The 26,808-nt window shown below is 62.5% G+C and carries 26 protein-coding genes; 12 read left to right on the top strand and 14 right to left on the bottom strand.

Annotated features, from left to right (window positions below; all coding sequences use genetic code 11):
• Nucleotides 1–7: 7 nt before the first annotated feature.
• The 7 genes from GGQ66_RS02325 to aidB all read left to right on the top strand — a co-directional run bounded on the left by GGQ66_RS02325 (nt 8) and on the right by aidB (nt 5,280).
• Nucleotides 8–313 (top strand): urease subunit beta, encoded by a 306-nt coding sequence (locus GGQ66_RS02325; RefSeq protein WP_183789003.1) that lies wholly within the window; start codon nt 8–10, stop codon nt 311–313.
• Entirely contained in the window at nt 310–726 is a 417-nt protein-coding gene (locus GGQ66_RS02320) for a lysozyme inhibitor LprI family protein (protein WP_370686272.1), read from the top strand. Before GGQ66_RS02325 ends, GGQ66_RS02320 begins: the two co-directional genes overlap by 4 nt.
• 76 nt (nt 727–802) lie before the next feature.
• Nucleotides 803–2,515, top strand: a complete 1,713-nt coding sequence (gene ureC, locus GGQ66_RS02315) for an urease subunit alpha (RefSeq protein WP_183789001.1) — start codon at nt 803–805, stop codon at nt 2,513–2,515.
• Nucleotides 2,516–2,580: 65 nt separating this feature from the next.
• Complete coding sequence (locus GGQ66_RS02310) at nt 2,581–3,159, top strand: urease accessory protein UreE (protein ID WP_183788999.1); 579 nt, start codon at nt 2,581–2,583, stop codon at nt 3,157–3,159.
• An 8-nt stretch (nt 3,160–3,167) separates the two neighbouring features.
• Nucleotides 3,168–3,830 carry an urease accessory protein UreF gene (locus GGQ66_RS02305; protein ID WP_183788997.1) on the top strand — a complete coding sequence of 221 codons (663 nt, stop codon included), beginning with the start codon at nt 3,168–3,170 and terminating at the stop codon, nt 3,828–3,830.
• Between the two features lie 18 nt (nt 3,831–3,848).
• The gene (ureG, locus tag GGQ66_RS02300) at nt 3,849–4,460 is read left to right on the top strand and encodes an urease accessory protein UreG (RefSeq protein WP_183788995.1); all 612 of its coding nucleotides are present in this window, start codon (nt 3,849–3,851) and stop codon (nt 4,458–4,460) included.
• A 1-nt stretch (nt 4,461) separates the two neighbouring features.
• Nucleotides 4,462–5,280 (top strand): AidB family quorum-quenching N-acyl homoserine lactonase, encoded by an 819-nt coding sequence (gene aidB / locus GGQ66_RS02295; protein ID WP_183788993.1) that lies wholly within the window; start codon nt 4,462–4,464, stop codon nt 5,278–5,280.
• 66 nt (nt 5,281–5,346) lie between these two features.
• On the opposite strand, the gene GGQ66_RS02290 is transcribed toward aidB, so the two are convergent.
• From GGQ66_RS02290 to GGQ66_RS02245, 10 genes are all read right to left on the bottom strand, one after another.
• A complete protein-coding gene (locus GGQ66_RS02290) occupies nt 5,347–6,033 on the bottom strand; it encodes a Crp/Fnr family transcriptional regulator (protein ID WP_370686271.1) in 687 nt (228 codons plus the stop codon).
• Nucleotides 6,034–6,434: 401 nt separating this feature from the next.
• Nucleotides 6,435–9,725: an efflux RND transporter permease subunit gene (locus GGQ66_RS02285; protein ID WP_183788989.1), complete on the bottom strand. Its 3,291-nt coding sequence runs from the start codon at nt 9,723–9,725 to the stop codon at nt 6,435–6,437.
• Nucleotides 9,726–9,738: 13 nt separating this feature from the next.
• The gene (locus GGQ66_RS02280; RefSeq protein WP_183788987.1) at nt 9,739–10,923 is read right to left on the bottom strand and encodes an efflux RND transporter periplasmic adaptor subunit; all 1,185 of its coding nucleotides are present in this window, start codon (nt 10,921–10,923) and stop codon (nt 9,739–9,741) included.
• A gap of 268 nt (nt 10,924–11,191) precedes the next feature.
• Complete coding sequence (locus GGQ66_RS02275) at nt 11,192–12,184, bottom strand: ABC transporter substrate-binding protein (RefSeq protein ID WP_183788985.1); 993 nt, start codon at nt 12,182–12,184, stop codon at nt 11,192–11,194.
• Between the two features lie 94 nt (nt 12,185–12,278).
• Complete coding sequence (locus GGQ66_RS02270; protein WP_183788983.1) at nt 12,279–13,145, bottom strand: ABC transporter permease; 867 nt, start codon at nt 13,143–13,145, stop codon at nt 12,279–12,281.
• Nucleotides 13,142–14,026, bottom strand: coding sequence for an ABC transporter permease (locus tag GGQ66_RS02265; RefSeq protein WP_183788981.1), 885 nt, complete (start codon nt 14,024–14,026; stop codon nt 13,142–13,144). Before GGQ66_RS02265 ends, GGQ66_RS02270 begins: the two co-directional genes overlap by 4 nt.
• 30 nt (nt 14,027–14,056) lie before the next feature.
• Nucleotides 14,057–14,845: an ABC transporter ATP-binding protein gene (locus GGQ66_RS02260; protein ID WP_183788978.1), complete on the bottom strand. Its 789-nt coding sequence runs from the start codon at nt 14,843–14,845 to the stop codon at nt 14,057–14,059.
• A 166-nt stretch (nt 14,846–15,011) separates the two neighbouring features.
• On the bottom strand, nt 15,012–16,466 hold the full coding sequence (gene hydA, locus GGQ66_RS02255; protein ID WP_183788976.1) for a dihydropyrimidinase: 1,455 nt from the start codon (nt 16,464–16,466) through the stop codon (nt 15,012–15,014).
• Nucleotides 16,463–17,065: an endonuclease domain-containing protein gene (locus tag GGQ66_RS02250; RefSeq protein WP_183788974.1), complete on the bottom strand. Its 603-nt coding sequence runs from the start codon at nt 17,063–17,065 to the stop codon at nt 16,463–16,465. Before GGQ66_RS02250 ends, hydA begins: the two co-directional genes overlap by 4 nt.
• Before the next feature lie 3 nt (nt 17,066–17,068).
• Complete coding sequence (locus GGQ66_RS02245) at nt 17,069–18,331, bottom strand: Zn-dependent hydrolase (RefSeq protein WP_183788972.1); 1,263 nt, start codon at nt 18,329–18,331, stop codon at nt 17,069–17,071.
• Between the two features lie 265 nt (nt 18,332–18,596).
• Here GGQ66_RS02245 and GGQ66_RS02240 point away from each other — a divergent pair, with 265 nt between their 5' ends.
• On the top strand, nt 18,597–19,253 hold the full coding sequence (locus GGQ66_RS02240; protein WP_183788970.1) for a TetR family transcriptional regulator C-terminal domain-containing protein: 657 nt from the start codon (nt 18,597–18,599) through the stop codon (nt 19,251–19,253).
• Here GGQ66_RS02240 and GGQ66_RS02235 read toward each other — a convergent pair.
• Nucleotides 19,250–20,185, bottom strand: coding sequence for a DMT family transporter (locus tag GGQ66_RS02235; protein WP_370686270.1), 936 nt, complete (start codon nt 20,183–20,185; stop codon nt 19,250–19,252). The two genes, GGQ66_RS02240 and GGQ66_RS02235, sit on opposite strands and share 4 nt — an antisense overlap.
• Nucleotides 20,186–20,318: 133 nt before the next feature.
• On the bottom strand, nt 20,319–20,981 hold the full coding sequence (locus GGQ66_RS02230) for an OmpW/AlkL family protein (RefSeq protein WP_183788968.1): 663 nt from the start codon (nt 20,979–20,981) through the stop codon (nt 20,319–20,321).
• 319 nt (nt 20,982–21,300) lie between these two features.
• On the opposite strand from GGQ66_RS02230, the gene GGQ66_RS02225 reads away from it, so the two are divergent.
• On the top strand, nt 21,301–22,770 hold the full coding sequence (locus GGQ66_RS02225) for a pyruvate kinase (RefSeq protein ID WP_183788966.1): 1,470 nt from the start codon (nt 21,301–21,303) through the stop codon (nt 22,768–22,770).
• Between the two features lie 77 nt (nt 22,771–22,847).
• A complete protein-coding gene (locus tag GGQ66_RS02220; protein ID WP_183788964.1) occupies nt 22,848–23,252 on the top strand; it encodes a hypothetical protein in 405 nt (134 codons plus the stop codon).
• A gap of 52 nt (nt 23,253–23,304) precedes the next feature.
• On the opposite strand, the gene preA is transcribed toward GGQ66_RS02220, so the two are convergent.
• Entirely contained in the window at nt 23,305–24,618 is a 1,314-nt protein-coding gene (gene preA, locus GGQ66_RS02215) for an NAD-dependent dihydropyrimidine dehydrogenase subunit PreA (RefSeq protein WP_183788962.1), read from the bottom strand.
• 15 nt (nt 24,619–24,633) lie between these two features.
• Nucleotides 24,634–25,959 carry an NAD(P)-dependent oxidoreductase gene (locus GGQ66_RS02210; protein ID WP_237358775.1) on the bottom strand — a complete coding sequence of 442 codons (1,326 nt, stop codon included), beginning with the start codon at nt 25,957–25,959 and terminating at the stop codon, nt 24,634–24,636.
• On the opposite strand from GGQ66_RS02210, the gene GGQ66_RS22985 reads away from it, so the two are divergent.
• Nucleotides 25,861–26,109 carry a hypothetical protein gene (locus GGQ66_RS22985; RefSeq protein WP_237358787.1) on the top strand — a complete coding sequence of 83 codons (249 nt, stop codon included), beginning with the start codon at nt 25,861–25,863 and terminating at the stop codon, nt 26,107–26,109. The genes GGQ66_RS02210 and GGQ66_RS22985 overlap by 99 nt on opposite strands.
• 264 nt (nt 26,110–26,373) lie before the next feature.
• A complete protein-coding gene (locus tag GGQ66_RS02205) occupies nt 26,374–26,781 on the top strand; it encodes a DUF2325 domain-containing protein (protein ID WP_183788957.1) in 408 nt (135 codons plus the stop codon).
• The last annotated feature ends 27 nt before the right edge of the window (nt 26,782–26,808 follow it).

Genomic DNA, 26,808 nt, shown 5'->3' with positions numbered 1-26,808 from the left:
GGCTTTCATGATCCCGGGAGAAATCATTGCCGCAAGCGGTGAGATCGAGCTGAATGCCGGTCTGCCCACGGTGACGCTGGATGTGTCGAACACGGGCGACCGTCCGGTGCAGGTCGGCAGCCACTACCACTTCGCCGAAACCAATGGCGGCCTGTCGTTTGATCGCGACAAGGCACGCGGCATGCGGCTCGATATTCCCGCCGGCACCGCCGTGCGCTTCGAGCCGGGCCAGACGCGGCAGGTGACGCTGATCCCGCTTTCGGGCAAGCGCGAAGTCTATGGTTTCCGCCAGCAGGTGATGGGCAAGCTGTGAAAACATCTCTTCTTTTCGCGGCGGGTTTCGTTTCGCTCATGGCCGCGCCCGCCTTTGCCCAGCAACCGCAGATCGATTGCAGCAAGGCCGAGGCGCAGATGGAAATGAACTACTGCGCCGATCAGGACTATGCCGAGGCCGACAAGGCCCTGAACGCGCAATGGGTGCTGACGAAGAAAGCGGCAGCCCTTTCCGACAGCTATCGCGAGAAGGCCGAACGGGCCGGGGAGAAGACGCTGCTGAAGTCGCAGCGCGCCTGGATCGAGTATCGCGACGCGACCTGCGAAGTGGCAGGTTATCCGATGCGCGGCGGCACGGGCGAACCCTATCTCGTTCTCGTCTGCCTGAAGAAGGTGACGGACACACGGACGGCGGAACTCAAGGAACTCGCCGAAGCGCTGCGTCTTCGCTAAGTTGAATTTCTGACGGTTGCCGGGCGCCAAAGCCCGGTTATCTCACACGATTTGCAAGTCCGGGAGCCAGAAGCCCATGCCCTACAAGATGTCACGCGCCGCCTATGCCTCGATGTTCGGTCCGACCGTCGGTGACAAGGTGCGCCTTGCCGATACCGAACTCTTCATCGAGATCGAGAAGGACTATACCAGCTACGGTGAAGAGGTGAAGTTCGGCGGGGGCAAGGTCATCCGCGACGGCATGGGCCAGAGCCAGGTGACGCGCGCCGACGGCGCCGTCGATACCGTCATCACCAATGCCGTGATCGTCGACTATACCGGCGTCTACAAGGCCGATATCGGCCTGAAGAACGGCCGTATCCATGCCATCGGCAAGGCCGGCAACCCGGATACGCAGCCGGGCGTCAACATCATCGTCGGCCCCGGCACGGAGGCGATCGCCGGCGAGGGCAAGATCGTGACCGCCGGCGGCATGGACAGCCATATTCACTTCATCTGCCCGCAGCAGATTGAGGAAGCGCTGATGAGCGGCCTGACCTGCATGCTGGGCGGTGGCACCGGCCCGGCCCACGGCACGCTCGCCACCACCTGCACGCCCGGTCCCTGGCACATCGCCCGCATGATCGAGGCGGCGGATGCGTTTCCGATGAACCTTGCCTTTGCCGGCAAGGGCAATGCCTCGCTGCCCGGCGCGCTGGAGGAAATGGTTCTGGGCGGCGCGACCTCGCTCAAGTTGCACGAGGATTGGGGCACGACGCCCGGCGCCATCGACTGCTGCCTTTCGGTGGCCGATGAATATGACGTGCAGGTGATGATCCACACCGATACGCTGAACGAAAGCGGCTTTGTGGAAGACACGGTCGGCGCGCTCAAGGGCCGCACCATCCATGCCTTCCACACGGAAGGGGCCGGCGGTGGCCATGCGCCGGATATCATCAAGATCTGCGGCCAGAAGAACGTCATACCGTCTTCCACCAACCCGACACGGCCCTATACGGTCAACACGCTGGCCGAACATCTCGACATGCTGATGGTCTGCCATCACCTGTCGCCGTCGATCCCGGAAGATATTGCCTTTGCCGAAAGCCGCATCCGCAAGGAAACCATTGCGGCGGAAGACATTCTTCACGACATCGGCGCGTTTTCGATCATCTCGTCGGACAGCCAGGCCATGGGCCGCGTCGGTGAAGTCGCCATCCGCACCTGGCAGACGGCGGACAAGATGAAGCGCCAGCGCGGACGTCTGGCGCAGGAAACCGGCGACAACGACAATTTCCGCGTTCGCCGCTACATCGCGAAATACACGATCAACCCGGCGATCGCCCATGGCATCAGCCATGAAATCGGTTCCATCGAGATTGGCAAGCGCGCCGATCTGGTGGTCTGGAACCCGGCCTTCTTCGGTGTGAAACCGGATATGGTGCTCATTGGCGGCATGATCGCCGCCGCTCCGATGGGCGATCCGAATGCTTCCATCCCGACGCCGCAGCCGGTGCATTATCGCCCGATGTTCGGCGCTTACGGCAAGGCGCTGACCAATTCCTCCGTCACCTTCGTTTCGCAGGCTTCGCTCGATGCGGGTCTTGCGGCGCGGCTCGGCGTTGCCAAGAACCTCGTGGCGGTGAAGAACACGCGCGGCGGCATTTCCAAGGCCTCCATGAAGCTGAACGATTTGACGCCGCATATCGAGGTCGATCCGGAAACCTATGAGGTGCGTGCGGACGGCGAATTGCTGACCTGCGAACCCGCAACCGTTCTGCCCATGGCGCAGCGTTATTTTCTGTTCTAAGAAGAGGGAAAGCCGAAGGGTTTCATCCTTCGGCCCCCTGTTTCAACGTATTAGACGGGAAAACCATGCAGCACGTCCATTCCTATATCCCCGCCGGCCAGCCCTCCGATCCGGCGACGGCCAAAGTCGAGCTTCCCCACGATCTGCGCCATCTGCGCCGCAAGTTGCTGCATCTCGACAATGGCGAGATGGTCATGCTGGACCTCAAGGAAGCCGTGCTGTTTGCCGATGGCGACAAGCTGATGCTGGAGAACGGCGATCTGGTCGAGATCGTTGCTGCCAAGGAAAAGCTGTTCGAGATTACCGGGCGCGACCGCCTGCATCTTACCGAACTCGCCTGGCACCTCGGCAATCGCCATCTGCCGGCCGAGATCGATGAGGAGCGTATCCTCATCCAGCGCGATCACGTCATCCGCTCCATGCTGGAAGGGCTTGGCGCCACGGTCACGCCGGTTGAAACCGCTTTCCAGCCGGTGCGCGGTGCCTATCACGCCCATGGCGGCCATGACCACCACGGCCACGATCATCATGATCACGGCCATGCGCATGAGCACGATCACAGCCACGACCACCATGAGCATGGCGCGGAATGCGGTTGCGGCGGGCATCACCATGGCCATGACCACGGACACAAGCACGGCTGAGCCGCGCGATGAGTGATGTGCAAGCCGGCGCTGCGTTGCTGCGTCTTCTGACCTGGCTTTCGCCCGCCTTTCCGGTCGGGGCCTTCGCCTATTCCGGCGGGCTGGAACGTGCCGTTCATGATGGCTGGGTGAAGGACGCCGCCGGTCTCGAAGGCTGGATCGTCGCCACTCTGTCCCACGGGGCGGGCTGGAACGATGCGGTGTTTTTCGCGGAAGCCTGGCGGGAATGCGGCAATGCCGAACGGCTGCAGACGGCGGCCGAACTGGCCGAAGCGCTGGCCGGTTCGCGCGAGCGGCATCAGGAAACCATGGCCCTCGGCTCTGCCTTTCTGGAGGCTTCTGCCGAATGGCCGCGCCCCGCTTTCGCGGCCGGTGCGGCGTATCCGGTGGCTGTGGGTTCGGTTGCCGGGCTGAACGGCGTGGCGCTTGATGCCGGTCTTGCCGCCTATCTCCATGCGGCGGCCTCGCAGCTCGTTTCGGCCGGGTTGAGGCTCGGCGTTGCCGGGCAGAAGCAGGGCGTCGCCATCCTGTCGCGGCTTGAGGTCACGCTCCTTGGCCTGGCCGCCCGCGCGGAAGTTTCGACGCTTGATGACCTTGGCACGGCGACCATTCGCGCCGAAATCGAGGTCATGCGGCATGAGGTGCAATATTCGCGGCTGTTCCGGTCGTGATCTAAGAGGAAGACGGAAATGGCATCTGACAACGGACCCCTCAGGGTCGGTATCGGCGGGCCGGTGGGCTCGGGCAAGACGGCGCTGACGGAAAAGCTGTGCAAGGCCATGCGTGATCAATGGTCTGTCGCGGTCGTCACCAACGACATCTACACCACCGAGGACGCCGAGGCGCTGGTGCGCATGCAGGCCCTGACGTCCGACCGCATCGTCGGCGTCGAGACCGGCGGCTGCCCGCACACGGCGATCCGCGAGGATGCGACGATCAACCTTCAGGCCATTGCCAATCTCAACCAGCGTATTCCTGATCTCGACGTGATCTTCATCGAATCCGGTGGCGATAACTTAGCCGCGACCTTCTCGCCGGATCTGGCGGATATTACGCTTTATGTGATCTCCGTGTGCCAGGGCGAGGAAATTCCGCGCAAGGGCGGGCCGGGCATTACCCGCTCCGACCTGCTCGTCATCAACAAGAAGGATCTCGCGCCCTATGTTGGTGTTGATCTCGCCGTCATGGATCGCGACGCCACCAAACAGCGTGGTCAAATGCCCTTCGTCTTCACCGATCTGAAACAGGGGGATGGCGTGGCCGAGATTGTCGATTTTCTCAAGGTAAATGGCGGGCTGTGAGATGACCGAGGCGCGCCGTTTCGGCCCCTATGAAATCACGACCTTCATCGATGGCGTTTACCGGGCGCCGATCGAGCATCTGGCCCATGCCACCAATGCAGCCGTGCGGGATGCGGCGGTGGCCGCCTGGAGCGGGCCGACCGTTGATATGGATGTCAACTTCTTCGCGCTTTCCGGCCCGGATGGCATCACGCTGGTCGATGCCGGCACCGGGCCGTTCTGGGGACCGGAACTCGGTCTCGGGCGGGCGGCGCTGGCGGCGGCAGGTATTGAGCCTGGCGATGTCCGCCGGGTGCTGTTGACCCATCTCCACGGCGATCATGCGCTCGGCCTCTTCGGCGAGGCCGGGCGGTTCTTCCCCGACGCTGATATTTTCGCGCCGGAACCCGATCTCGCCTTCTTCTCCGACGCTGCGGTGAAGGAAACCGTGCCGAGTTACCGGCGCGGCGGTTTCGATATTGCCGCACGGCTTGTGGCCACTTACGGCGACCGCGTGAAGCCCATCAGTGAAGGCCCTGTCCTGCGGGGGATCGAGGCGATTTCCATGCCGGGTCATACGCCCGGCCATTTCGGCTATCTGATCGGTGAGGGGGCGGAGCGGCTCGTCCTGTGGGGTGATCTCGTCCACGCGCCGGCATTTCAGCTTGACGATCCGGATTTCTGTTTCGTCTACGATGCCGATCCTGCGCAGGGTGCCGCCAGCCGCCGTTCCATTTTCGAGCGGGCGCATCGCGAGGGCTGGGTTGCGTCCGGCGGTCATGTGTCGGGCTTTGTGCGGGTTGAAAAGGCGGGCAAGGGCTGGCGCTTTGTTGCGGCCTGATCGACTGGCAACGAAAAGCCGGGACGCTTAACGCGCCCCGGCCCCGTTTCCTCCCGCTAAATCTGGTCAGATCTGCTTGAGCGCGCTCACGTCGCTGATCTGGATCACGCGACCGCGTACCGTCACGCCGGCACGGCGGAGAGAGGAAAAGGCGCGCGAAAGAGCCTCCGGCGCAAGGCCGAGCTTGCCGGCCAGAAGGCTTTTCTGGAAGGGCAGGCGGATGGAGGCCGAGGCGCAATCCTGTGTCGCGCACTGGTCGAGCAGATAATGGGCGACGCGCTGCGGCGCGGTCTGCAGCCGGTCATTGGCGACACAATCCATCGTGCTCATCAGGTGGGTCGAGAGGCATTGGATGACGGCCTTGGCCACATCATGCTCCTGCTCGGCCATGTCCCGCACCTTCTGCAATTCGAAGCGGGCGACGGTGATGGGCTCGGCAGCCTGTGCGTTGTAGCGATAGGTGTCGCCCTTGTAGAGCAGGCATTCCGCGAAGGTGTCACCCGGACCACAGATGCGGATATCGGCTTCGCGCCCATCCTTGTTCAGACGGTAGAGGCGGACATAGCCGCTCAGCACGCAATAGAAATGTTCGGCGAATTCGCCTTCCCGGAACAGGATATCGCGGGCTTCATAACCATTGACCGTCACGATCTCCAGCATCCGGTTCAACGCGTGGCTGCCCAGATTCGCCAGAAACGGTGTCTTGATCAGGATATTCTTGTCCCGTGTATTCAGCTTGAGGCTCTTGTTCACTGTTTTCATAGCTCCCCGACCACGCGCGTCCGGCCCAGCAATCATCCCGTCGGCAGGACGTCGCGCACTACAAGCCCGTCCTGAAGCGTTACGACCCGGCGTTTCGGACGCCATTTCCTCCATGGTCAGCCAGTGCTCGAAAAAACGCAGGAACCCCCGTTCCCCGTGTATCCTTGCACTGTGGAGCGGTTCCCGCGATACGGTCCTTCAGGGCCGCGTCCGGAAAGTTCCGCCTTGCACCATGAGGGCCAATCGACCGCCTCACTTTCGGCAGCTCCGAACATACGCAAGCCTTGCGGCAACGCATTTGATTTCGATCAACGGATTGGGCGAAAAATGCCTCTTTGGGGGGTATCGCGGGCAAAATGGAAGCGGGCCCCCGAGGCGCCCGCGTGGTTTTGCTACTCGGCGGCGTGGGGTGCCGGCGGCAATTGCAGCTTGCGGGGCGTGGTATCCTCAGCCTCGACGCGAGCCGCAAGCGCATCAAGCCGTTCGTTGGTTTCCCGTGCAAGGGCCGTCAACTGTTCCTTGGAAAGCGCTTCGTCCGCAGGCTCCGTCGGCCCGATGACGCGGGAGAAGATGCGACCGAGCAGGCGCGAGAGATCGTCCATGATAAGGAAGAAGGAGGGGACGACGACGAGGCTCAGCACCGTCGAGACGATGATGCCGCCAATCACGGCAATCGCCATCGGTGCGCGGAAGGACCCGCCTTCGCCAATGCCCAGGGCCGAAGGCAGCATGCCTGCCGACATGGCGATGGAGGTCATGACGATGGGGCGGGCGCGCTTGCGCCCGGCTTCCACCAGCGCCGTGCGATGCTCCATGCCGCCCCGGATCATCTCGATTGCGAAATCGACCAGCAGGATGGCGTTCTTGGTGACGATGCCCATCAGCATGAGGATGCCGATCAGCACCGGCATGGAGAGCGCTGACTGGGTGATGATAAGCGCCGCCGCGACACCGCCGATGGCAAGAGGTAGCGAGAACAGGATGGTGAAGGGCTGGATGATATCCTTGAACAGCAGGATAAGCACCATCAGCACCAGCAACAGGCCCATCAGCATGGCATTGCCGAAGCTCTGCTGCATCTCGGCCTGAATCTTGGCGTCGCCGCTTTCGGCAATGCGCACACCTTCCGGCAGGCCGGCTTTTTCCACCACGGCCTTGAACGCCGCCGTCGCGCTGTCGAGCGCCACGCTCTGCGGCAGATCCGAGCCGATCGAGACGACGCGGGCACGAGCATTGCGCTTGATGGAACTAACACCTTCCGAATAATCGATATCGGCGACGGACGACAGCGGCACGGTTGTGCCGGTGGCGGTGGCGATCTTCAACGCGCGGATGGCGGCGAGATCGCGACGCAGGTCCAGCGAGGCCTGAACACGGATCGGGATGAGGCGACCGTCGAGCGCGATCTTGGCGAGTGCCGTATCGGTGTCGCCGATCGTCGCGACGCGCACCGTCTGGGCGATCTGGCTCGGGGTTATGCCAAGGCGTGCCGCTTCGTCCTTGCGCGGGCGAATCTGCAGTTCCGGGCGCGGCAGGGCGCCTTCGGCGCTGACATTGGCCAGCAGCGGCTCAGCGCGCAGCTTGGCTTCGAGAATGCCGACGGCGGCGTTCAGCGTGTCATTGTCCTTGCCGAGAAAGTTGAAGGAAATGTCGCGCTCGCCGCGATCATTGAGCTTGAGAACGCGCACATCCGGCAGATCGCGGACGCGGGCGAAGACTTCCTTCTCGATGTCCCATTGCGGGCGGGTGCGGCCATGATCTTCCACCTTCGGCAGCCATGGGCCGATCAGGGGCAGACCGCCAAGGCCCTTGTTGACCAGCGACTTCACCAGCGAATGGTCGATCTTGCCGAGGTTCAGCGTGATTGCTGCGCGGCGCAGTTCGAGTTCGCCCTTGGGCGAGGCGCCGCCAAGAATGAAGACACTGTCCACGCCGTCAATATCGTGCAGACGCGCATAGAGTTCATCCGTGGCGCGGCCGGTATCTTCAAGCGTCGCATTCGGCGGCAGTTCCACGGAAAGCACGATGCGGCCGTTGTCTTCCGGCGGCATGAAGCTGCCCGGCACCTGCATGAGGAAATAGAGCGAGCCGATAAGGAAGAGGATGGCGCCGAGCAGGGTGGAATAGCGCCAGCGCGTCGTCGTCCTGATGAGCCGCGTGTAGGCGGACATGATCGTGCCGTCATTGTCCTCGTGGTCTTCCATCGCATCTTCGGCGCGCATCAGATAGGCGGCCATCAGCGGCGTTATCAGGCGCGCCACCATAAGCGAGAAGAATACGGAGAAGGCGACGGTGAGGCCGAACTGGATGAAATACTGGCCCGGAATGCCGGGCATGAACGACACCGGCACGAAGACGGCGATGATGGTGAAGGAGGTGGCGATGACGGCCAGGCCGATTTCGTCGGCGGCGTCCAGTGCGGCGCGGTAGGGCGTCTTGCCCATCTTGATGTGGCGGGCGATGTTTTCGATCTCGACGATGGCGTCGTCGACGAGAATGCCGGTGGCCAGTGTCAGCGCCAGGAAGCTCACGAGATTGAGCGAAAAGCCCATCATCTCCATGATCCACAGCGTCGGAATGGCCGACAGCGGCAGCGCCACGGCGGCGATCAAAGTCGCTCGCCAGTTATGCAGGAACAGGAACACCACGATGACGGCAAGAAGCGCGCCTTCCATCAGCGTGTGGAGCGCGGCCTCGTAATTGCCGTAGGTGAAGTAGACTGCGTCATCCACCTTCTCGATGGAGACATTCCTGTTGTCGGCTTTCAGCGTATCCAGAATGCCCGTCACGGTTTCGGCGACGGTGACCTCGCTTGCTCCCTTCGAGCGGAATACCGCAAAGGTCACGACCGGCTGGCCGTTGAAGCGCGCGAAGGATTTCTGCTCCTCATAGGTGTCCGTGATCGTGCCGAGTTCGGCGAGCTTCACGAAACGGCCATTGCCGATGGAAATCGTGGTGTTGGCGAGATCGGCAACATTGCGCGCATCACCCAGCGTGCGGATGGTCTGTTCCGCGCCCGCCACCTGGCCGCGGCCGGAGCCGAGATCGGCATTGACGCCGCGGAGTTGCGCGTTCACATCCGCCGCCGAAATGCCATAGGCGTTCAGCTTGTCCGGGCTCAGCGACACGCGGATTTCCCGGTCGGCGCCGCCGTAGCGGTCGATGCGGCCGATGCCGGGCTGGCCTTGCAGGGCGCGCTTCACCGTATCGTCCACGTACCAGGAGATTTCCTCCAGGGTCATGTCCGGCGCGGAGACGGCGTAGCTCAGGATCGCCTGCCCCTCGACATCGACCTTGGAAACGATCGGCTCGTCCACCGAAGCCGGCAGGCTGGAGCGGATGCGGTCGATGGCGTCCTTCACGTCCTGAAGCGCCTCGTCGGTCTTCGTTTCCATGCGGAAGACGATGGCCGTCTGCGACTGGCCGTCGGTGACGGTGGACTGGATTTCATCGACGCCGGTGAGTGAGGCGACCGCGTCCTCGACCTCCTTCGTCACCTGCATTTCCAGTTCGGCCGGGGACGCGCCGCTCTGGGTCACGACCACAGAGACGATGGGCACGTCGATGTTCGGGAAGCGGGTGATGGGCAGGCTGTAGAACGACTTCACGCCGACATACATCAGCATGAAGAACAGAAGCAGCGGCGCGACCGGATTGCGGATCGACCAGGCGGAAAAATTCATGTCCGTCGCTCCGTCAATCCGTTGCGTTGGTTGCTGTCTGCTTCACGGGGGCGATGTGGTCGCCATCGCGCACGAAGGCGCCGGCTTTCGCAACGACCTCCGCACCATCTTCGAGACCCTTCGTCACCTGAATGAAGCTGCCGTCCTGAATACCGGTCTCGATCTTCACCTGATGCACGATGCCATCCTTCACAAGGCGGACCGTCACGCCATCCTTGGCGGTGGTGATGGCGGAGAGCGGCAGGGAAAGACCATTAGCTTCGGCCAGCACGATTTCCGCGCTGGCATACATGCCGGCGCGCGCCTTGTCGTCGTCATCGATGGCGATGTGGACGGAACCGAGGCGCGTGGCGGCATCGACGGTCGGGGAAACGAGGCGGACCTGCCCGGTGAGCGGCTCGCTTGTGCCGGCGACGCGGATGAGCGCCTTGAGGCCCTGCCGGATCTTGAGAATATCGCTTTCCGTCACGTCGGCGACGAGTTCGATCTGCCCGTCGCGGATGACGGTGAACATCGGCTGGCTGCTGGAGGAAGCGATGGCCCCCACCTTGGCGGTGCGGGCCGCGACGAGGCCGGAGGCCGGCGTCTTGACGCTGGTCCGGGCCAGCTTCAGGTCGATGTCGGAGATCTGGGCATCGATGACTTCCAGATCGGCCTCGGCGACGAGAATGGACTGTTCGGCAGCCCGAAGCCTCGCCTTCGCGCCGGTCGCGGCGGTTTCGGCCTGTTCAAGCTGCGATGTGGACACGGTGCCCTTGGCGCTCAGCGTGACGGCGCGCACCCGTTGGCGTTCGGCGTCCTCGGCGCTGGCGCGGGTATCGATAAGCTGGGCGCGGATCTGGGCGAGGCTTGCCTCGGCTTTGGCGCGCGTTGCGGCAAGCTGGCTCTTCTGCAGCAACAGGCTGTCGTCGGAAAGCACGGCCAGCACATCGTTTTCCTTCACGCGATCGCCGATATCGGCGTTCAGCGTGCGGGTCTGGAGACCATCCACCTGCGGCTGGATGTAGATTTCCTCCACCGGCTTGACCGACCCGGTTGCCACGATACGATCAGTCAGCAGCCGCGACGTCGCCTGCGTGACGACGATGGCCGGCAGAGCCTGCGGTGCGGCGGCTGGCGTTTCCTCGGCCTGGGCGGCAAAGGCAACAAGCGGCAAAACCGCAAGGGCGGCGAAGGGCGTTGAACGTCTCACGATCATCACTGTTATCCGTCGGTCTTTGCCATGTGGCGGGCCTGACCCTGATACGTGGGTATGACCGGGCCGGATCGCCAGAGGCACCGGCCGCACGCGGCTATTTTTGCGTCGCGGCAAGATTACAGATTTCTCTGAACTCTGCCAGCCGCCTTTATGTAACAGAATATTGCAAAGACTGGATGAGCGAAAGCGCTGCGAACCGGGCTTTCGAACGAAAAGCGCGCGGCTTTGTTGGGCCGCGCGCTCGGTTTTACTGGTGTTGAAAACGCTATTACTTCAGCGCCTCGTTGGTGATGTCGAGCGTGTAGGCGCCTTCCGGAGCCTTGGTGATGACCGGGTCGGAGCCGCCGCCGAGCAGCGTCTTGACGGTGCGGTCATAGTCAGCCACGTCCAGCGCGCCCTTGGAACCGGCGGTCAGCTTGGCCACTTCGCCCATCATGCGCTTCTGGTGCTTTTCGGTCTGGGCGCCGGAGGCGTCGTTGTCGAGAACGATGCCGGCTGCGTCATCCGGATGCTCTTCGGCCCACTTCCAGCCCTTCATGGAAGCGCGGACGAACTTGACCATCTTTTCCTTGAAAGCCGGGTCCTTGAGCTTGTCTTCCAGCACGTAGAGGCCGTCTTCCAGCGTTGCCACGCCTTCGTCCTCATACTTGAAGGTCACGAGATCGTCGGCCTTGATGCCGGCGTCGATGACCTGCCAGTATTCGTTATAGGTCATCGTGGAAATGCAAGCCGCCTGCTTCTGCAGCAGCGGATCGACGTTGAAGCCCTGCTTCAGGACCGTCACGCCATCGGCGCCACCGGTCGTGGGGATCTTCAGGTGGGCCATCCACGACAGGAACGGATATTCGTTGCCGAAGAACCAGACGCCGAGCGTCTTGCCCTTGAAGTCTTCCGGCTTCTTGATGCCGGTTTCCTTGAGACAGGTCAGCATCATGCCCGAAGACTTGAAGGGCTGGGCGATGTTGACGAGGGCCGTGCCCTTTTCGCGAACAGCCAGAGCCGAAGGCATCCAGTCGATGATGACATCTGCGCCACCGCCGGCAATGACCTGGGCCGGAGCAATATCCGGGCCGCCCGGCTTGATGTCGACGTCGAGGCCTTCTTCCTTGTAGAAGCCCTTGTCCTTGGCAACGTAATAGCCGGCAAACTGGGCTTGCGTGACCCACTTGAGCTGGAGCGTCACCTTGTCGGCGGCTTCGGCCTTGGCTGCCATCATCGGCAGGGCCGTCGCCATCATCATCAGTGCGATCATTTTCTTCATAAGCTGTTTCCCTCTCTTTATTTGCTTCATCGCTTGTTTTGATGCATTTCCGGACGCAAAACCGCTTCACACTTTTGCTGGAAATGCTTCAGGTTCACGTCTGCCCACCGCGGACAGACGGGTGCCAGAAGGTGACGGCTCTTTCGATGAGCGCCACCAGTCCGTAAAAGGCCGAGCCGGCGACCGCGGCGACCGCGATCTCGGCCCAGACCATATCGGCATTGGAGCGTCCTACTTCCGTGGAAATGCGGAAACCCATGCCGACAATCGGAGTGCCGAAGAACTCGGCGACGATGGCGCCGATCAGCGCCAGCGTGGAATTGATCTTCAACGCATTGAAGATGAAGGGCATGGCGGCCGGAAGCCTGAGCTTCACCAGCGTCTGCCCCCAGCCCGATGCGTAGGTTCGCATCAGATCCTTCTCCATGTGGCTGGCGGAGGCAAGCCCCTGCACCGTGTTCACCAGCATCGGGAAGAAGGTCATGATGACGACCACGGCCACCTTGGACGGCCAGTCGAAGCCGAACCACATGACCATGATGGGGGCAACGCCGACGACCGGCAGCGCCGAAACGAAATTGCCGATGGGCAGCAGGCCCTTCTGAAGGAAGGGCGAGCGATCGATGAGCAGGGCGACGAGAAAGCCCAGGCCGCAACCCAGCACATAGCCGGTGATCACCGATTTCAGGAAGGTCTGCTGGAAATCCGCCCACAGCGTCGGCACGGAACCGATGAGCCGCGCCCAGATGGCAGAGGGCGCCGGCAGCAGGATCGAGGGAATGCCGAAGCCCTTCACGGCGCTTTCCCACAGCACCAGCAGCGTGGCGCCGAAGAGGAGCGGCACGATGAAATTCGTAGCCTTGCGCAGCGTGGGATTTTCCACGTTTGCCCTGACGAGAACCTCGTTCGTGGTCCAGGCGGCGGCCCAGAAGGCCAGACCGAAGAGAAGCCAGCCGTTCATGGACGTTCTCCCATCCGTTTCAGCACCGCCCGGTGTGCCAGGCCGACAATCGACACGAGAAGGGCCGCCACCAGCGCCGCCATGAAGAGGGCGGCCCAGATCTGGATCGTCTGGCCGTAATAGGAGCCGGACAGCAGGCGGGCTCCAAGCCCGGCCACGGCCCCCGTCGGCAGTTCGCCGACGATGGCGCCAACCAGCGCAATCGCGACCGCGACCTTCAGCGAAGTGAAGAGATAGGGCAGGGCCGCCTGCCAGCGCAGTTTCCAGAACAGTTGCGCGGGCGTGGCGCTATAGGTTCGCATCAGGTCGAGCAGCAGCCGGTCGGGACTTCTGAGCCCCTTCACCATGCCAACGACGACCGGGAAGAAGGAGAGATAGGCCGAAATCAGCGCCTTGGGCAAAAGGCCGGAAATGCCGATCGCGTTCAGCACCACGATGATCATCGGTGCGACGGCGAGGATCGGGATCGTCTGGCTGGCGATTACCCAGGGCATGAGCGACTTGTCCATGGCCCGATTGTGGACGATGCCGACCGCCAGAAGGATGCCGAGCACCGCACCGATACCAAAGCCTGCCAGCGTCGCCGAAATGGTGATCCAGGCGTGGTAGACGAGGCTGCGCTTGGAGGTGACCGGCAGGGTGACGGTGGTCTTCCACAGTTCCGTGACGATCTGGTGCGGCGCTGGCAGAACCGGACGTTCCTGCTCGAAGGTCTGCGGCAGGATCTCTGCGAAGGTGATCGGCGTGCCGGCGCGGGCTGCCTGATCGCGCACGAAGGGCGCGTTCAGCCAGACAACGCAGAGATACCAGATGGCGATGATGGCAATGAGGACGGTCAGGATCGGCAGCAGCCGGTCATGAAGGAAGGAGGGCCGGGTCATGGGGCGGCCTCGATCGGGATATGATGACACTCACTGGTCATAACTGTGCCCCGCCTTCAGGCCCTCGCGGACGCGGTGGGCGATTTCGAGAAATTCGGGGGTTTCGCGGATTTCCAGCGGGCGCTCGCGCGGCAGCGTGCTTTCGATGATGTCGGTAACGCGGCCGGGGCGTGGGCTCATGACCACGATCTTGGTGGAGAGATAGACCGCCTCCGGAATGGAATGGGTGACGAAACAGATGGTCTTGTTGGTGCGGTCCCAGAGTTTCAGAAGCTGTTCGTTGAGGTGGTCGCGAACGATTTCGTCGAGCGCGCCGAAGGGTTCGTCCATCAAGAGCAGGTCGGCATCGAAGGCCAGCGCGCGGGCAATCGAGGCGCGTTGCTGCATGCCGCCGGAAAGCTGCCAGGGATATTTCTTGCCGAAACCGTTGAGGTTGACGAGTTCCAGCGTGCGCTCGATGCGCTCCTTCTGTTGGTCCCTGGTAAAGCCCATGATTTCCAGCGGAAGCGCAATGTTGTCTTCGATGGTGCGCCAGGGCAGGAGGGCCGCCGCCTGGAAAACGTAGCCATAGGCACGGTCCTTGCGGGCGTTTTCGGGCGTGGTTCCGTTGACCTCGATGGTGCCGGAGGTATGGCGTTCCAGATCGGCGATCACGCGCAGGAACGTCGTCTTGCCGCAGCCCGACGGGCCGATGAAGGAGACGAAGTCCCCCTTGCCGACATCGAGGTTCACGTTCGACAGCGCGTGCACCGGACCGTCATTGGTCTCGAAGGTCAGGCCCAGATTGCGGGCGCGCACGACGGCGAAATTCTCACTCATTCTTGTTCTTTCATCCCCGGTCGATGGTCCCCGAACGCCTTTAGGCGATCGGCAGAATAGGACTTTGCCCCGCCTCTGAAAATGGGCCGAGGGCCACATTGGCGGCGGGGAACGGTGCTTCACCGGTCCCCGCCTGAGCGGAGCGGGTTTCACGCCTGAAGGATGATCAGACGCCCGAGGCCGGAATGCCGGTGCGTTCCACCTTGCGGGGGGCAACGATTTCCTTCCAGCTCGACAGTGCCTTGTTCACCGCGCCATTCGGCTGGCGGGCAACGAACTGGCCGTGGCCTTCCTTGGTCCTGACGGTCGATTCCTCGACCGCGACATGGCCGCGCGTCAGAGTGAAGCGCGGCAGGCCCTTCACTTCCTTGCCCTCGAACACGTTGTATTCGACCGGCGACTGCTGGGTCTTGGCCGAGATCGTCTTGGTCCGTTCCGGGTCCCAGACCACGATATCAGCATCGGCGCCGACCATGATCGCCCCCTTCTTCGGGTACATGTTGAGGATCTTGGCGATGTTGGTGGAAGTGACGGCGACGAATTCGTTCGGCGTCAGGCGGCCGGTGTTGACGCCATGGGTCCACAAGAGCGGCAGGCGGTCTTCAAGGCCGCCGGTGCCGTTCGGGATCTTGCGGAAATCGCCGATGCCGTAACGCTTCTGCGCCACGGTGAATGAGCAATGGTCGGTCGCGACGCAGGAGAGCGAACCCGCCTGCAGGCCGGCCCACAGGCTGTCCTGGTGCTGCTTGTTGCGGAAGGGCGGCGACATGACGCGGGCAGCGGCATGGTCCCAGTCGGGATTGGCATATTCGCTTTCATCGAGCAGCAGATGCTGGATCAGCGGTTCGCCATAGACGCGCATGCCCTTCTGGCGGGCGCGGCGAATGGCTTCGTGGCTCTGCTCGCACGAGGTGTGAACGATATAGACGGGACAGCCGGCCATGTCGGCGATGGTGATGGCGCGGTTGGTGGCCTCGCCCTCCAGTTCAGGCGGGCGGGAGTAGGCATGGGCCTCCGGGCCGTTATTGCCGGCGGCCATCAGCTTTTCCTGCATGGAAGCGACGATATCGCCGTTCTCCGCATGGACGAAGGGGATGGCGCCAAGCTCGGCGCAGCGCGAGAAGGAGGCGAACATCTCGTCGTCGTTCACCATCAGCGAGCCTTTGTAGGCCATGAAGTGCTTGAACGAGTTGATGCCCTTTTCCAGCGCGACTGTGGCCATTTCCTCGAAGACCTGCTTGTCCCACCAGGTCACGGCCATGTGGAACGAGTAGTCGCAATTGGCGCGCGTCGCCTTGTTGTCCCAGCGTTTCAGCGCATCAAGCAGCGACTGGCCGGGATCGGGAAGACAGAAATCGACCACCATGGTCGTGCCGCCGACCAGACCGGCACGGGTACCGCTTTCGAAGTCGTCCGCCGAATAGGTGCCCATGAAGGGCATCTCGAGGTGGACGTGGGGGTCGATGCCGCCGGGCATGACATAGCAGCCCGCAGCGTCGAGCGTTTCGTCGCCCGCGAGATTCGGGCCGATCTCGACGATCTTGCCCCCCTCGACCTTCACGTCCGCCTTGTAGCTGAGGTCGGCGGTAACGACGGTGCCGCCCTTGATGACTGTGCTCATGATTGCCGTTCCCTTGTCTTTTCATTTATTGAGGAAAGCGCCGGATAGAAGCGGGTTGCGTTACACGCCTCCTTCATCCGGCCTTCAAGTGCGGCGAGAATGGTTTCGAGAACCGCGTCCCGCTCGCGGGTGACTTCGTGATTCCAGAATCGCAGGACTGTATAGCCGTGAGTATTCAGCCACAGTGTCCGGGCTTCATCTGCAAGATTTTCCGCATGCTGGAAGCCATCGAGCTCAACGACGAGCTTTCTACCCCTGCATAGGAAATCGACGATACACATGCCTAGCGGCACTTGCCGTGCAAATTTGTAGCCGTTCAGGCGACGGTTACGCAGATCGCTCCAGAGGAGGATCTCCTCCTCCGTCTCGGTCCTACGAAGGTGTCGGGCCTGATCGGTCTTGCCGAGGCGGCGCTTTACGGGATTGTCGTCCATTGCGTACACCCCCTCATCCGCCTGCCGGCACCTTCTCCCCGTGGGGGAGAAGGAGACCTCATTTCCGTCCCGGTTCTTTACAGACAAAGCGGCGCATCCTCCCTTCTCCCCGTGGGGGAGAAGGTGCCGGCAGGCGGATGAGGGGGCCTGCGCCGCGAACATCATCGTCTACTCCACGATCTCTGCCGTTTCTACCACGGCATGGAACAGCACGTCGCAACCGGCTGAGGCCCATTCCTTGGAAATCTCCTCGGCTTCGTTGTGTGAAAGGCCATCCACGCAGGGGCACATGATCATGGTGGTCGGGGCCACCTTGGCAGTCCAGCAGGCGTCGTGGCCAGCGCCGGAAATGATGTTCATGTGGCTGTAGCCCAGCTTTTCGGCAGCGGAGCGCACGCGACCGACGAGGACCGGATCGAAGGTCACGGGGTCGAAATGGCCGACGGCCTCGACCGAACAGCCAACACCGAGCGCTTCGCAGATCGCGGCGGCTTCCGCCTCGATTTTCGCACGCATGCGGTCGAGCTTTTCCTGGCTGGGGGTGCGGATGTCGACGGTGAAGGTGACGGTGCCCGGCAGCACGTTGCGGGAATTCGGCGAGAAGAACACCTGTCCGACGCCGCCGACCGCGCCCGGCTGTTCGCCCATGGATACCGCCTGCACCATTTCGAAGATGCGGCTCATGGCAAGGCCGGCATTGACGCGCATGTTCATCGGCGTGGAGCCGGTATGCGCTTCCTTGCCCGTCAGGGTGAATTCCAGCCACCACAGGCCCTGACAGTGGGTGACGACGCCGATCTGCTTTTCCTCTGCTTCGAGGATCGGACCTTGTTCGATGTGATATTCGAAATAGGCGTGCATCTTGCGGGCGCCGACCTCTTCCTCGCCCAGCCAGCCGATGCGCTTCAACTCGTCGCCGTAGGTCTTTCCCTCCGGATCCTTGCGGCCATAGGCGTAATCCAGCGAGTGAACGCCGGCAAAGACGCCGGATGCGAGCATGGCCGGTGCGAAGCGCGCGCCTTCCTCGTTGGCCCAGTTGGTCACGACGACCGGGTGCTTCGTCTGAATGCCGAGATCGTTCATGGTGCGCACGACTTCAAGCGCGGCCAGCACGCCGAGCACGCCGTCATACTTGCCGCCGGTCGGCTGGGTGTCGAGGTGGCTGCCGATATAGACGGGCAGGGCATCCGGATCGGTGCCGGGGCGGGTGGCGAACATGGTGCCCATCTTGTCGACGCCCATGGTCATTCCGGCGGCATCGCACCAGCTCTTGAACAGCGCGCGGCCTTCCGCGTCGGCATCGGTCAGGGTCTGGCGGTTATTGCCACCGGCAATGCCGGGGCCAACCTTAGCCATGTCCATCAGTGAATCCCAAAGGCGATCGCCATTCACGCGCAGATTTTCGCCCGGTGCGGCCAAGCTAGCAGCCATTGTCTCAGTTCCCTCTTTCTCGCTCCGGCCTTGTCTGTTCCGAAAGGAAAATGGGCAGCCTCGAAAGGGTGGCTTGCCATCGTTTCGCCTTTGGCGGATAATTTGACCGGTTGGTAAACATTACTCTTTCCGCTTTCGCACTCAAGACGGAAAACAACAAAATTCCCGCCAAAATGCCGGGCGAATGCACAAAAAATGGGCATTGTTGACTTCGTGCGCAAACTTGCCTGATAAAGTTGATTTAGAACAGGAATCACGAGACGAAATGGACAATCCCAGAGCGGCCCGGACCCAGCGGCGAACCCGCATTCAGGAGGAGAAAGAGGAGCAGATCCTCGACGCCGCGCTGGAGGTGTTTTCGACCAACGGTTTTCGCGGCACCACCATCGACCAGATCGCCGAGGTGGCGGGCATGTCGAAGCCGAACCTGCTCTATTATTTCCGCACCAAGGAGGCGATCCACCGGGTTCTCATCGAACGCGTGCTGGATACCTGGCTCGACCCGCTGCGCGCCTTTGACGACAATGGCAATCCTGAAGCCGAAATCCGCTCCTACATCCGCCGCAAGCTGGAAATGGCGCGCGATTTTCCCCGCGAAAGCCGACTGTTCGCCAATGAGGTGCTGCAGGGCGCGCCCTATATTCTCGATGAACTGAAAGGCCCGCTGAAGGATCTGGTGGACGACAAGGCCAAGGTCATTCGTGGCTGGGCCAAGGCGGGCAAGATCGCGAAATGCGATCCCTATCACCTGATCTTCTCGATCTGGGCGACGACCCAGCATTACGCCGATTTCGACGTGCAGGTGCGCGCCGTTCTCGGTGATCGCTATTCGGGCGAGGGCCGCTTCGACGATGCCGCCCGGTTCCTCGAACAGCTTTTCATGCACGGGCTTCTGCCAAACAAGGCCGGCGAGAAGGATTAATCCGGCAGGAGCGCCATCACCAGCAGGCCGCAGGCGGTGACGGCGGCGCCGATCATCACCGACAGGCTGGTCCAGCCATTGCCGAGGGCTGCCTCGAAGATGATGATCGAGGTGGGCGTGAGATAGCCATAACCGAGCACCTTGGAGGCGGGCAGGCGCATCGAGGCATATTGTAGAAGCTGGAAGGTGCCGGCGGTGGTGACGACGCCGATGTAGACGAGGATTGCCCAGAACTTCCAGTCGAGGGCGGTGATGTCGACACTGAGGAGATCGGGCGCCGCGGCAAGGGCCAGCCAGAAGGCAACGCCGACGGCCAGCCAGAATCCGAAGACCAGCGGATTGTCCCTGCGATCAAGAAAGCGCAGCAGCGGCACATAGAGCGCGTGGCTGACGACGCCGATAAAGAAGATCAGTTCGCCGCGCCCCACATCGAAGCCGAGAATGGCGTCGAGATCACCGTGAAAAATCACCCAGATTGCCCCGGCTCCGGCAATGAGCAGGCTGGCGAGCACGCCGGTGCGCGTCTTCTGGCCGAGAATGAAGAAGGCGAAGACGGCGGAGACGAGCGGCATGAGCGTGAACACGGCACCCGTCTGTACCGGGCTGGTGAATTCCAGTGCGATGAACATGGTCAGCATGTAAATCGCCAGAAGCAGGCCGAGCCATAGGAAGCGCAGCGGCTTTTCCGGCACGCGGAATGGCTGGCGGGCAAAGCCGAAGGCGATGACGGCCATGGCGATGATGGTGACGATGTAGCGCATCAGCATCAGCGGCGCGGGGCTGACCTGTTTGGCAATCATGCCCCCGAGGGAAAAGGAGCCGGAAATGAGCGCGGCAAACAGCAGCATGGCGAGATGCGCCATGATCTTTTCGCGACCACCGGCGTAGGTGTTGTGCCGCGCTGGAGCGGCTTCCGTCTGGCTGGGGGGCACGGTGCTACCGAAAACTCGAATGATGCTTCGGCCCTCAATAGCATTCCCGTCAGGCAGCCGAAAGGACGCCTGACGGGCAAATGGTACGGATCGGGGTAGAAGTCACGGTTTTTGCGGCTTCGCCCGTTCGGGATCAGAAGCGGTAGGTGAGACCCGCACCGACCAGCCAGGGGTCGAGCTTGGCCTTGCCGGTCAGGGCACCGCCGTTCAGTTCGAAATCCGGGCGCAGGTAAAGCTTCTTCACGTCGACGTTGAGGCCCCAGTGGTCGTTGATCATGTAGTCGGCACCCACCTGAAGGGCCGCGCCGAAGGTGTTCTTGACGTTGAGGTCGGTCACCGTGCCGCCGGCCGCCTTCTGGCTGTAGAACATCGTGTAATTCACGCCTGCCCCGACATAAGGCTTGAAGGCGCCGAAGTTGGTGAAGTGATATTGCAGGGTCAGCGTGGGCGGCAGCAGCCAGGTCTTGCCGACATCCACACCCGCCAGCGTTCCTTCGCCACGGATGTGGGAGCGGGTGGTGCCGAGAATGAGTTCAGCCGCAATATTGTCGTTGAAGTAGTAGGAGATATCGAGTTCCGGAATGACGCTGTTCGATGAAGAAACATCGGAACCGGCAACACCGTCAACGGAACCGGAATCCTGCGTCAAGACGCCCAGCGCACGCAGACGAACCTGCCATGGGCTGACGATATCGATCCCGGTCGGCCCGCCCGACGACAGATCGGCGGCCAGGGCAGACCCGGACAGCAGGGCGGCAGCAAGGGCTGCGAGCGGTAGTTTCCAATGCGAATTCATCGAACTTCTCTCCTGATGCGCGGCCGCCCGTGTTTTCACGTCCCCAGCGGCCGGGTGCGCGTATCTTGCGGTTGGGGGTGTGGTGCCCATTGATCTGGGTCAACGGCCAGGCGGGTAGCCTGTTCATAGCCGGCGTGGATTTGGGCAAGCGCAAGCCTGCGACGAAATGCGCAGGCCTCTCGCGGCGAAGGAATGGTCGTCCGTTCAGGAAACTGTGCCTTTGTCGCGCCCGAATCGCCAATCTGCGCCCAACCGCTCTTCATGGGATTGTAATCCGCGCGCCATACAGTCATGACCTCTGGAAAAGCGGGGACAGGCGATGAGCGACGGGACTGGTTTCGATGGCAGGCTGCACTTGGCGTTGCTGGATGAGGTGCTCAGCCTGCGGGTTGCACTCGCGGAACAGCCCGCCTTCGTGCCGGAAGGGCAGACCCTGACACCCGGCCTGGCCAATCTCGGCCATTATCTTTCGCTGCGCCGCCATGATCTGCGCCCGCTGCAAAGGCGGCTGATGCCGCTTGGGCTTTCCTCGCTCGGGCGGCTGGAAAGCCGTGTCCTGCCGACGCTCGATGCGGTGCTCTTTGCACTTTCCTCGATAACGGGGCGCGTCAGTCCCTATGGGCCGCCCGATGAAAAGGCGTTCTTCGCCGGCGAGGCGCGACTGGCCGAGGCGACCGACAGCCTGTTCGGTTCGCCCGCAGCGCACCGCCGCGGACGGATCATGGTGACGTTGCCCGGCGAGGCGGCAAGCGATCCTGCCTTCCTGCTGGACCTTGCGAAGCGCGGCATGGATTGCGCCCGCATCAATTGCGCCCATGACGATGCCGATACCTGGCGCAAGCTGGCGGGCCATGCGCGGGCGGCGGGCGTGGCGACGGGCCGCGACATTCGCGTGCTGATGGACATTGCCGGGCCGAAGATCCGCACCGAAAACGTGCTGGCCGTGCGCAAGGGCAAGCTTGGCGTCGGCGATCTTGTGCGGCTGGTGGCTGCCGGCCCGGCGCGGCCGGACGACACCGTGCCGTTCTCGGCCTCCGTCTCGCTGCCGGAAATCGTGCTGCACCTGAAGACCGGTGACCGCGTGCGCTACGATGACGGCCGGCTGGAAGGTATAGTGGAGAGCGTGGGTGGCGGTGAGGCGGTGATGCGCGTGACCCACACCAAGGCGGGCGGCGCGAAGCTGAAGAGCGAAAAGGGCCTGAACCTGCCCGATACCGAACTCGATCTTTCGCCGCTGACCGGCAAGGACGATGCCGATCTTGCCGCCGTGATCGAATGCGCCGACATGATCGGCTATTCCTTCGTCAGCCGTCCCGAGGACATCGACCTGCTGGACGAAGCGCTGGCCCGCCACGGGCCACGCGAGCGGGTGCTGGGGCTTGTCGCCAAGATCGAACAACCGCGCGCCGTTCACAACCTGCCAGCGCTTATTGCCCGCGCCACGCGGGGCGGCCGGCCTTTCGGCGTGATGATCGCCCGCGGCGATCTGGCTGCCGAGATCGGCTTCGAGCGTGTCGCCGAAATGCAGGAGGAAATCCTCTGGATCTGCGAGGCGGCAGGCGTCCCTGCCATATGGGCAACGCAGGTGCTGGAGGATCTGGTCAAGGACGGTCTCCCGTCCCGCGGGGAAATGACGGATGCCGCCATGGCCGCGCGGGCCGAGTGCGTGATGCTGAACAAGGGGCCGGCCGTCGGTGAGGCGGTGTCGCTGCTCGACCGGCTTCTGGCGCGCATGGACGGGCATATCTTCAAGAAGACGCCGACGCTCAGGGCCTTGCTGTCCTGGTAGGCCGGGGTATTGATTTGTAAAGGCCTGTTAACGTCTGCGACCTATGCTTGCCGTGATCTGTTCGAAATTGCGGGTGCATGATGCGTTTGGCGATTTTGTCCGGTCTGCTGCTGGCGGCGGTCGGCGGCTCCGGAACCTATTTCATAACGTCGGTGGACAAGGCCCATGAAGTGCCGTTCTCGACGCGCTACACCAGCCTGCTCGCGAAGGAGCCGGAGACGGTCTATCGTCATCTTGACGAGGCCGTGCGAAGCTGTGCGCCGCAAACTGGGCGGATTGCGGGTGAAGAGCGGCGCGGGCTGATAGAGGGCTTTGCCGTGGCGGTGCAGATGAAGTCCGAGGGCCGCAGTACCGGCGACTTTGACCGGGATATTACGACGCTGCTCGATGAGAAGACGCAGACCTGCATTCTCTCTGAGGCCAAGCGCGGCCTGACGCTGCATATTGCGGTCGCTTCTTCCGCGTGGAACCTGCGGCGATAATCGTTGCCCTGCCCATGAAAAAGGGGAGGCGTTGGCCCCCCCTGTCGCTTCCTTATTCCGCGGCTTCGCGAGCCATCGGGTTGTTGGGGTGTGTCGTCCAGTTGGCATAGTCGGGGCTGACCGGCTTGCCGGTGCGCTGGTCGAGCGTACCGACATCGAGCGGCACCATGGTGATGCAGTTCTCGACCGGGCAGACATTGACGCAGAGATTGCAGCCAACGCACTCGTCTTCCATCACCTCGAAGTGGCGAACGCCATCCACCATCGCCGTGATCGCCTGGTGCGAGGTGTCCTCGCAGGCGATATGACAGCGGCCGCACTTGATGCAGGCATCCTGATCGATATGCGCCTTGGCGATGTAGTTGAGGTTGAGGTACTGCCAGTCCGTGACGTTCGGCACGGCGCGGCCCTGAATGTCCGCGATCGAGCGATGCCCCTTCTCGTCCATCCAGTCGGACAGGCCGGTGATCATTTCCTGAACCACCTTGAAGCCGTAGGTCATGGCGGCGGTGCAGACCTGCACATTGCCGCAGCCGAGCGCAATGAACTCGGCGGCGTCGCGCCAGGTGGTGATGCCGCCGATACCGGAGATCGGCAGGCCGTAGGTTTCCGCATCACGGGCAATCTCGGCCACCATGTTTAGCGCAATCGGCTTCACCGCCGGGCCGCAATAGCCGCCATGGGTGCCCTTGCCGCCCACCGTCGGGCTCGGCGCGAAATTGTCGAGATCGACCGAGACGATGGAGTTGATGGTGTTGATGAGCGAAACGGCATCGGTGCCACCGGCCTTGGCCGCGCGGGCGGGCTTGCGGATGTCGGTGATGTTCGGCGTCAACTTGGTGATGACCGGCATGCGGGTGTACTGCTTGCACCAGCGCACCACCATTTCGATATATTCCGGCACCTGACCGACCGCGGCCCCCATGCCGCGCTCGCTCATGCCGTGGGGACAGCCGAAGTTGAGTTCGATGCCGTCCGCGCCGGTTTCTTCCACCAGCGGCAGGATCGCCTTCCAGCTTTCCTCGTTGCAGGGCACCATGATCGAGGCGATCAGCGCCCGATCCGGCCAGTTCATCTTGACCTGCTTCATTTCCTGAAGGTTGACCTGAAGCGGCCGGTCGGTGATGAGTTCGATGTTGTTGAGACCCAGAAGCCGGCGGTCGGCGCCCCAGATCGCGCCGTAGCGCGGGCCGTTGACGTTGACGACCGGCGGGCCTTCCTCGCCCAGCGTTTTCCAGACCACGCCGCCCCAGCCGGCCTTGAAGGCGCGCTCGACGTTATAGGCCTTGTCGGTGGGCGGCGCGGATGCCAGCCAGAAGGGATTGGGCGATTTGATGCCTACGAATTCCGTGCGGAGATCGGCCATGGTTCACTCTCCCTTTCAGGCAATCGCGACGGCGGGCCGGGCCGCAACCGTCAGCGCGCTGTGGATGGATTCAGCGGCGTCGCGACCCTGCGCGACGGAGGTGACGGTGAGGTCCTCGCCGGCGGCAACGCAATCGCCGCCTGCCCAGACCTTCGGCAGCGAGGTGCGGCCTTCCTCATCGACAACGATGCGACCGGCCTCCATGCGCAGCGTGGCGATGCCATCGGTCGAGAGCTTCTGGCCGATGGCCTTGAGGATCATGTCCGCCGCAATGACGCCGGTCTCGCCGGTGCCGACGAGGCGGCCGTCGCTGAACGCCGTTCCCTCAAGCTCGATGCCGGCGACCTTGCCGTCCGTGCCGAGAATGGCCTTCGGCTTCAGCCAGTGGCGGATGAAGACGCCCTTGGAAGCCGCGAGCTCCTGCTCGTATTCGGAGGCGTTCATCTCCGCCTTGCCGCGCCGGTAACAGATCGTCACTTCTTCGGCGCCGAGCAGCTTCGACTGGATGGCGGCGTCGATGGCGGTCATGCCGCCGCCGAGAACGACGACGCGGCGACCGACGGAAACCGTCGAAAGATCGTCTGCCTGACGCAGGCCGGCGATGAACTCCACCGCATCCTCGACGCCTTCGAGGCTTTCACCCTCGATGCCGAGGCCGTTGACGCCGGCGAGGCCAAGGCCGAGGAAGACGGCGTCATATTTCGACGTCAGGTCGCTCAGGGCGAAATCGGTGCCGAGCTTCTGGCCGGTGCGGATTTCGATGCCGCCGATTTCCAGAATGTAGGCGATCTCGCGGGCGGCGAAATCGTCGGCGGCCTTGTAGGCGGCCAGACCATATTCGTTGAGGCCGCCGGCCTTTTCGCGGGCATCGAACACCACGACTTGATGGCCCTTCACCGCAAGGCGATGCGCGGCGGCGAGACCCGCCGGGCCGGCACCGACGACGGCGACCGTCTTGCCGGTCGGTTCGGCGCGCCGGTAGAACTGGCGGCCGGCATCCATGGCCGTGTCCGTTGCGTAGCGCTGCAGGCGGCCGATATCGACCGGGCGCTCTTCCGCCGTGTTGCGCACACAGGCCTGTTCGCACAGTGTTTCGGTGGGACAGACGCGGGCGCACATGCCACCGAAAATGTTCTGGTCGAAAATGGTCTTGGCCGCGCCCAGCGCATTGCCCGTCGAGATCTGGCGAATGAACATCGGAATGTCGATTGCCGTCGGACAGGCCGTCATGCACGGGGCGTCATGACAGAAGTAGCAGCGGTCGGCTGCAACGAGCGCTTCGTGCTTTTCGAAGCGCGGGTGGAGATCGGAAAAATTTGCGTCGTAAGCAGCCGCGTCCAGTCTCCCGGCGGCTACTCCGTTTTGCAGTCGTTCCATCGACGTTCCCTCTTTTATGTGAACAACCTGATGCAAACGGTAGCACGGCGTAAATTTTTATCAATCGGTAAAATTTTTAAAAATGCATGGGGGCGAAACGGCTTCGCGAACTGATTCAAGTTCGGAAATAAAAACTATTTCTTTCAATTAATTGGCATCATTTTCCCATGCGTTGATTCAGGCTTTTGATAGTCTGATTCAACGGAGATCGGGGTCATCCAGACGTTCAAATGCGAGGCTGAAATTGGTGAATTAAAAACTCAAGTTTATACTTTACTTGAATACTCCACTTAAATATGGTGCGCGACATCCGGCCAAAGCCGCCGGCGGGGCCGGGCCTTTACCCCGGTTTCACCAGACGACACGACGGGATTGAAGATGGCGAAGAAAATGAAGGCGAAGGCCGCCAAGGGCGGTGCGCAGCGAGAAACAACGGCAGCGGGTGAGGGCGGTTCCAAGGCCGCAGCGGATGTCCGCAGCTTCCTGTATGTCGGTGGACGCGATTGTCAGGTGGCGCATCTGCGTCAGATCGCGAGCGATTTCGGTGCGGAACTCATCCACCACGATGGCGGGCTGCGCGAAGCCGTCTCGCGCATCGATACGGTTCTGCCCTCGGTGGACTGCGTGTTCTGCCCCATCGATTGCATCAGCCACGATGCCTGCCTTCGGGTGAAAAGCGGCTGCAAGAAGTTCGGCAAGACCTTCATTCCGCTGCGCAACGGTTCGAAGTCGAGCCTTGAACGGGCGCTTCAGACGATGAACGAGCGGTCGCGCGCGGATGGCTGAGAGACTTGCGCCGGGCGGGGTGACCCT

This window comes from Allorhizobium borbori, assembly GCF_014196535.1.
Lineage (GTDB): Bacteria > Pseudomonadota > Alphaproteobacteria > Rhizobiales > Rhizobiaceae > Ectorhizobium > Ectorhizobium borbori.
The sequence above is the reverse complement of the archived record's forward strand: the minus strand, read 5'-3'. Positions and strand labels throughout refer to the sequence as shown.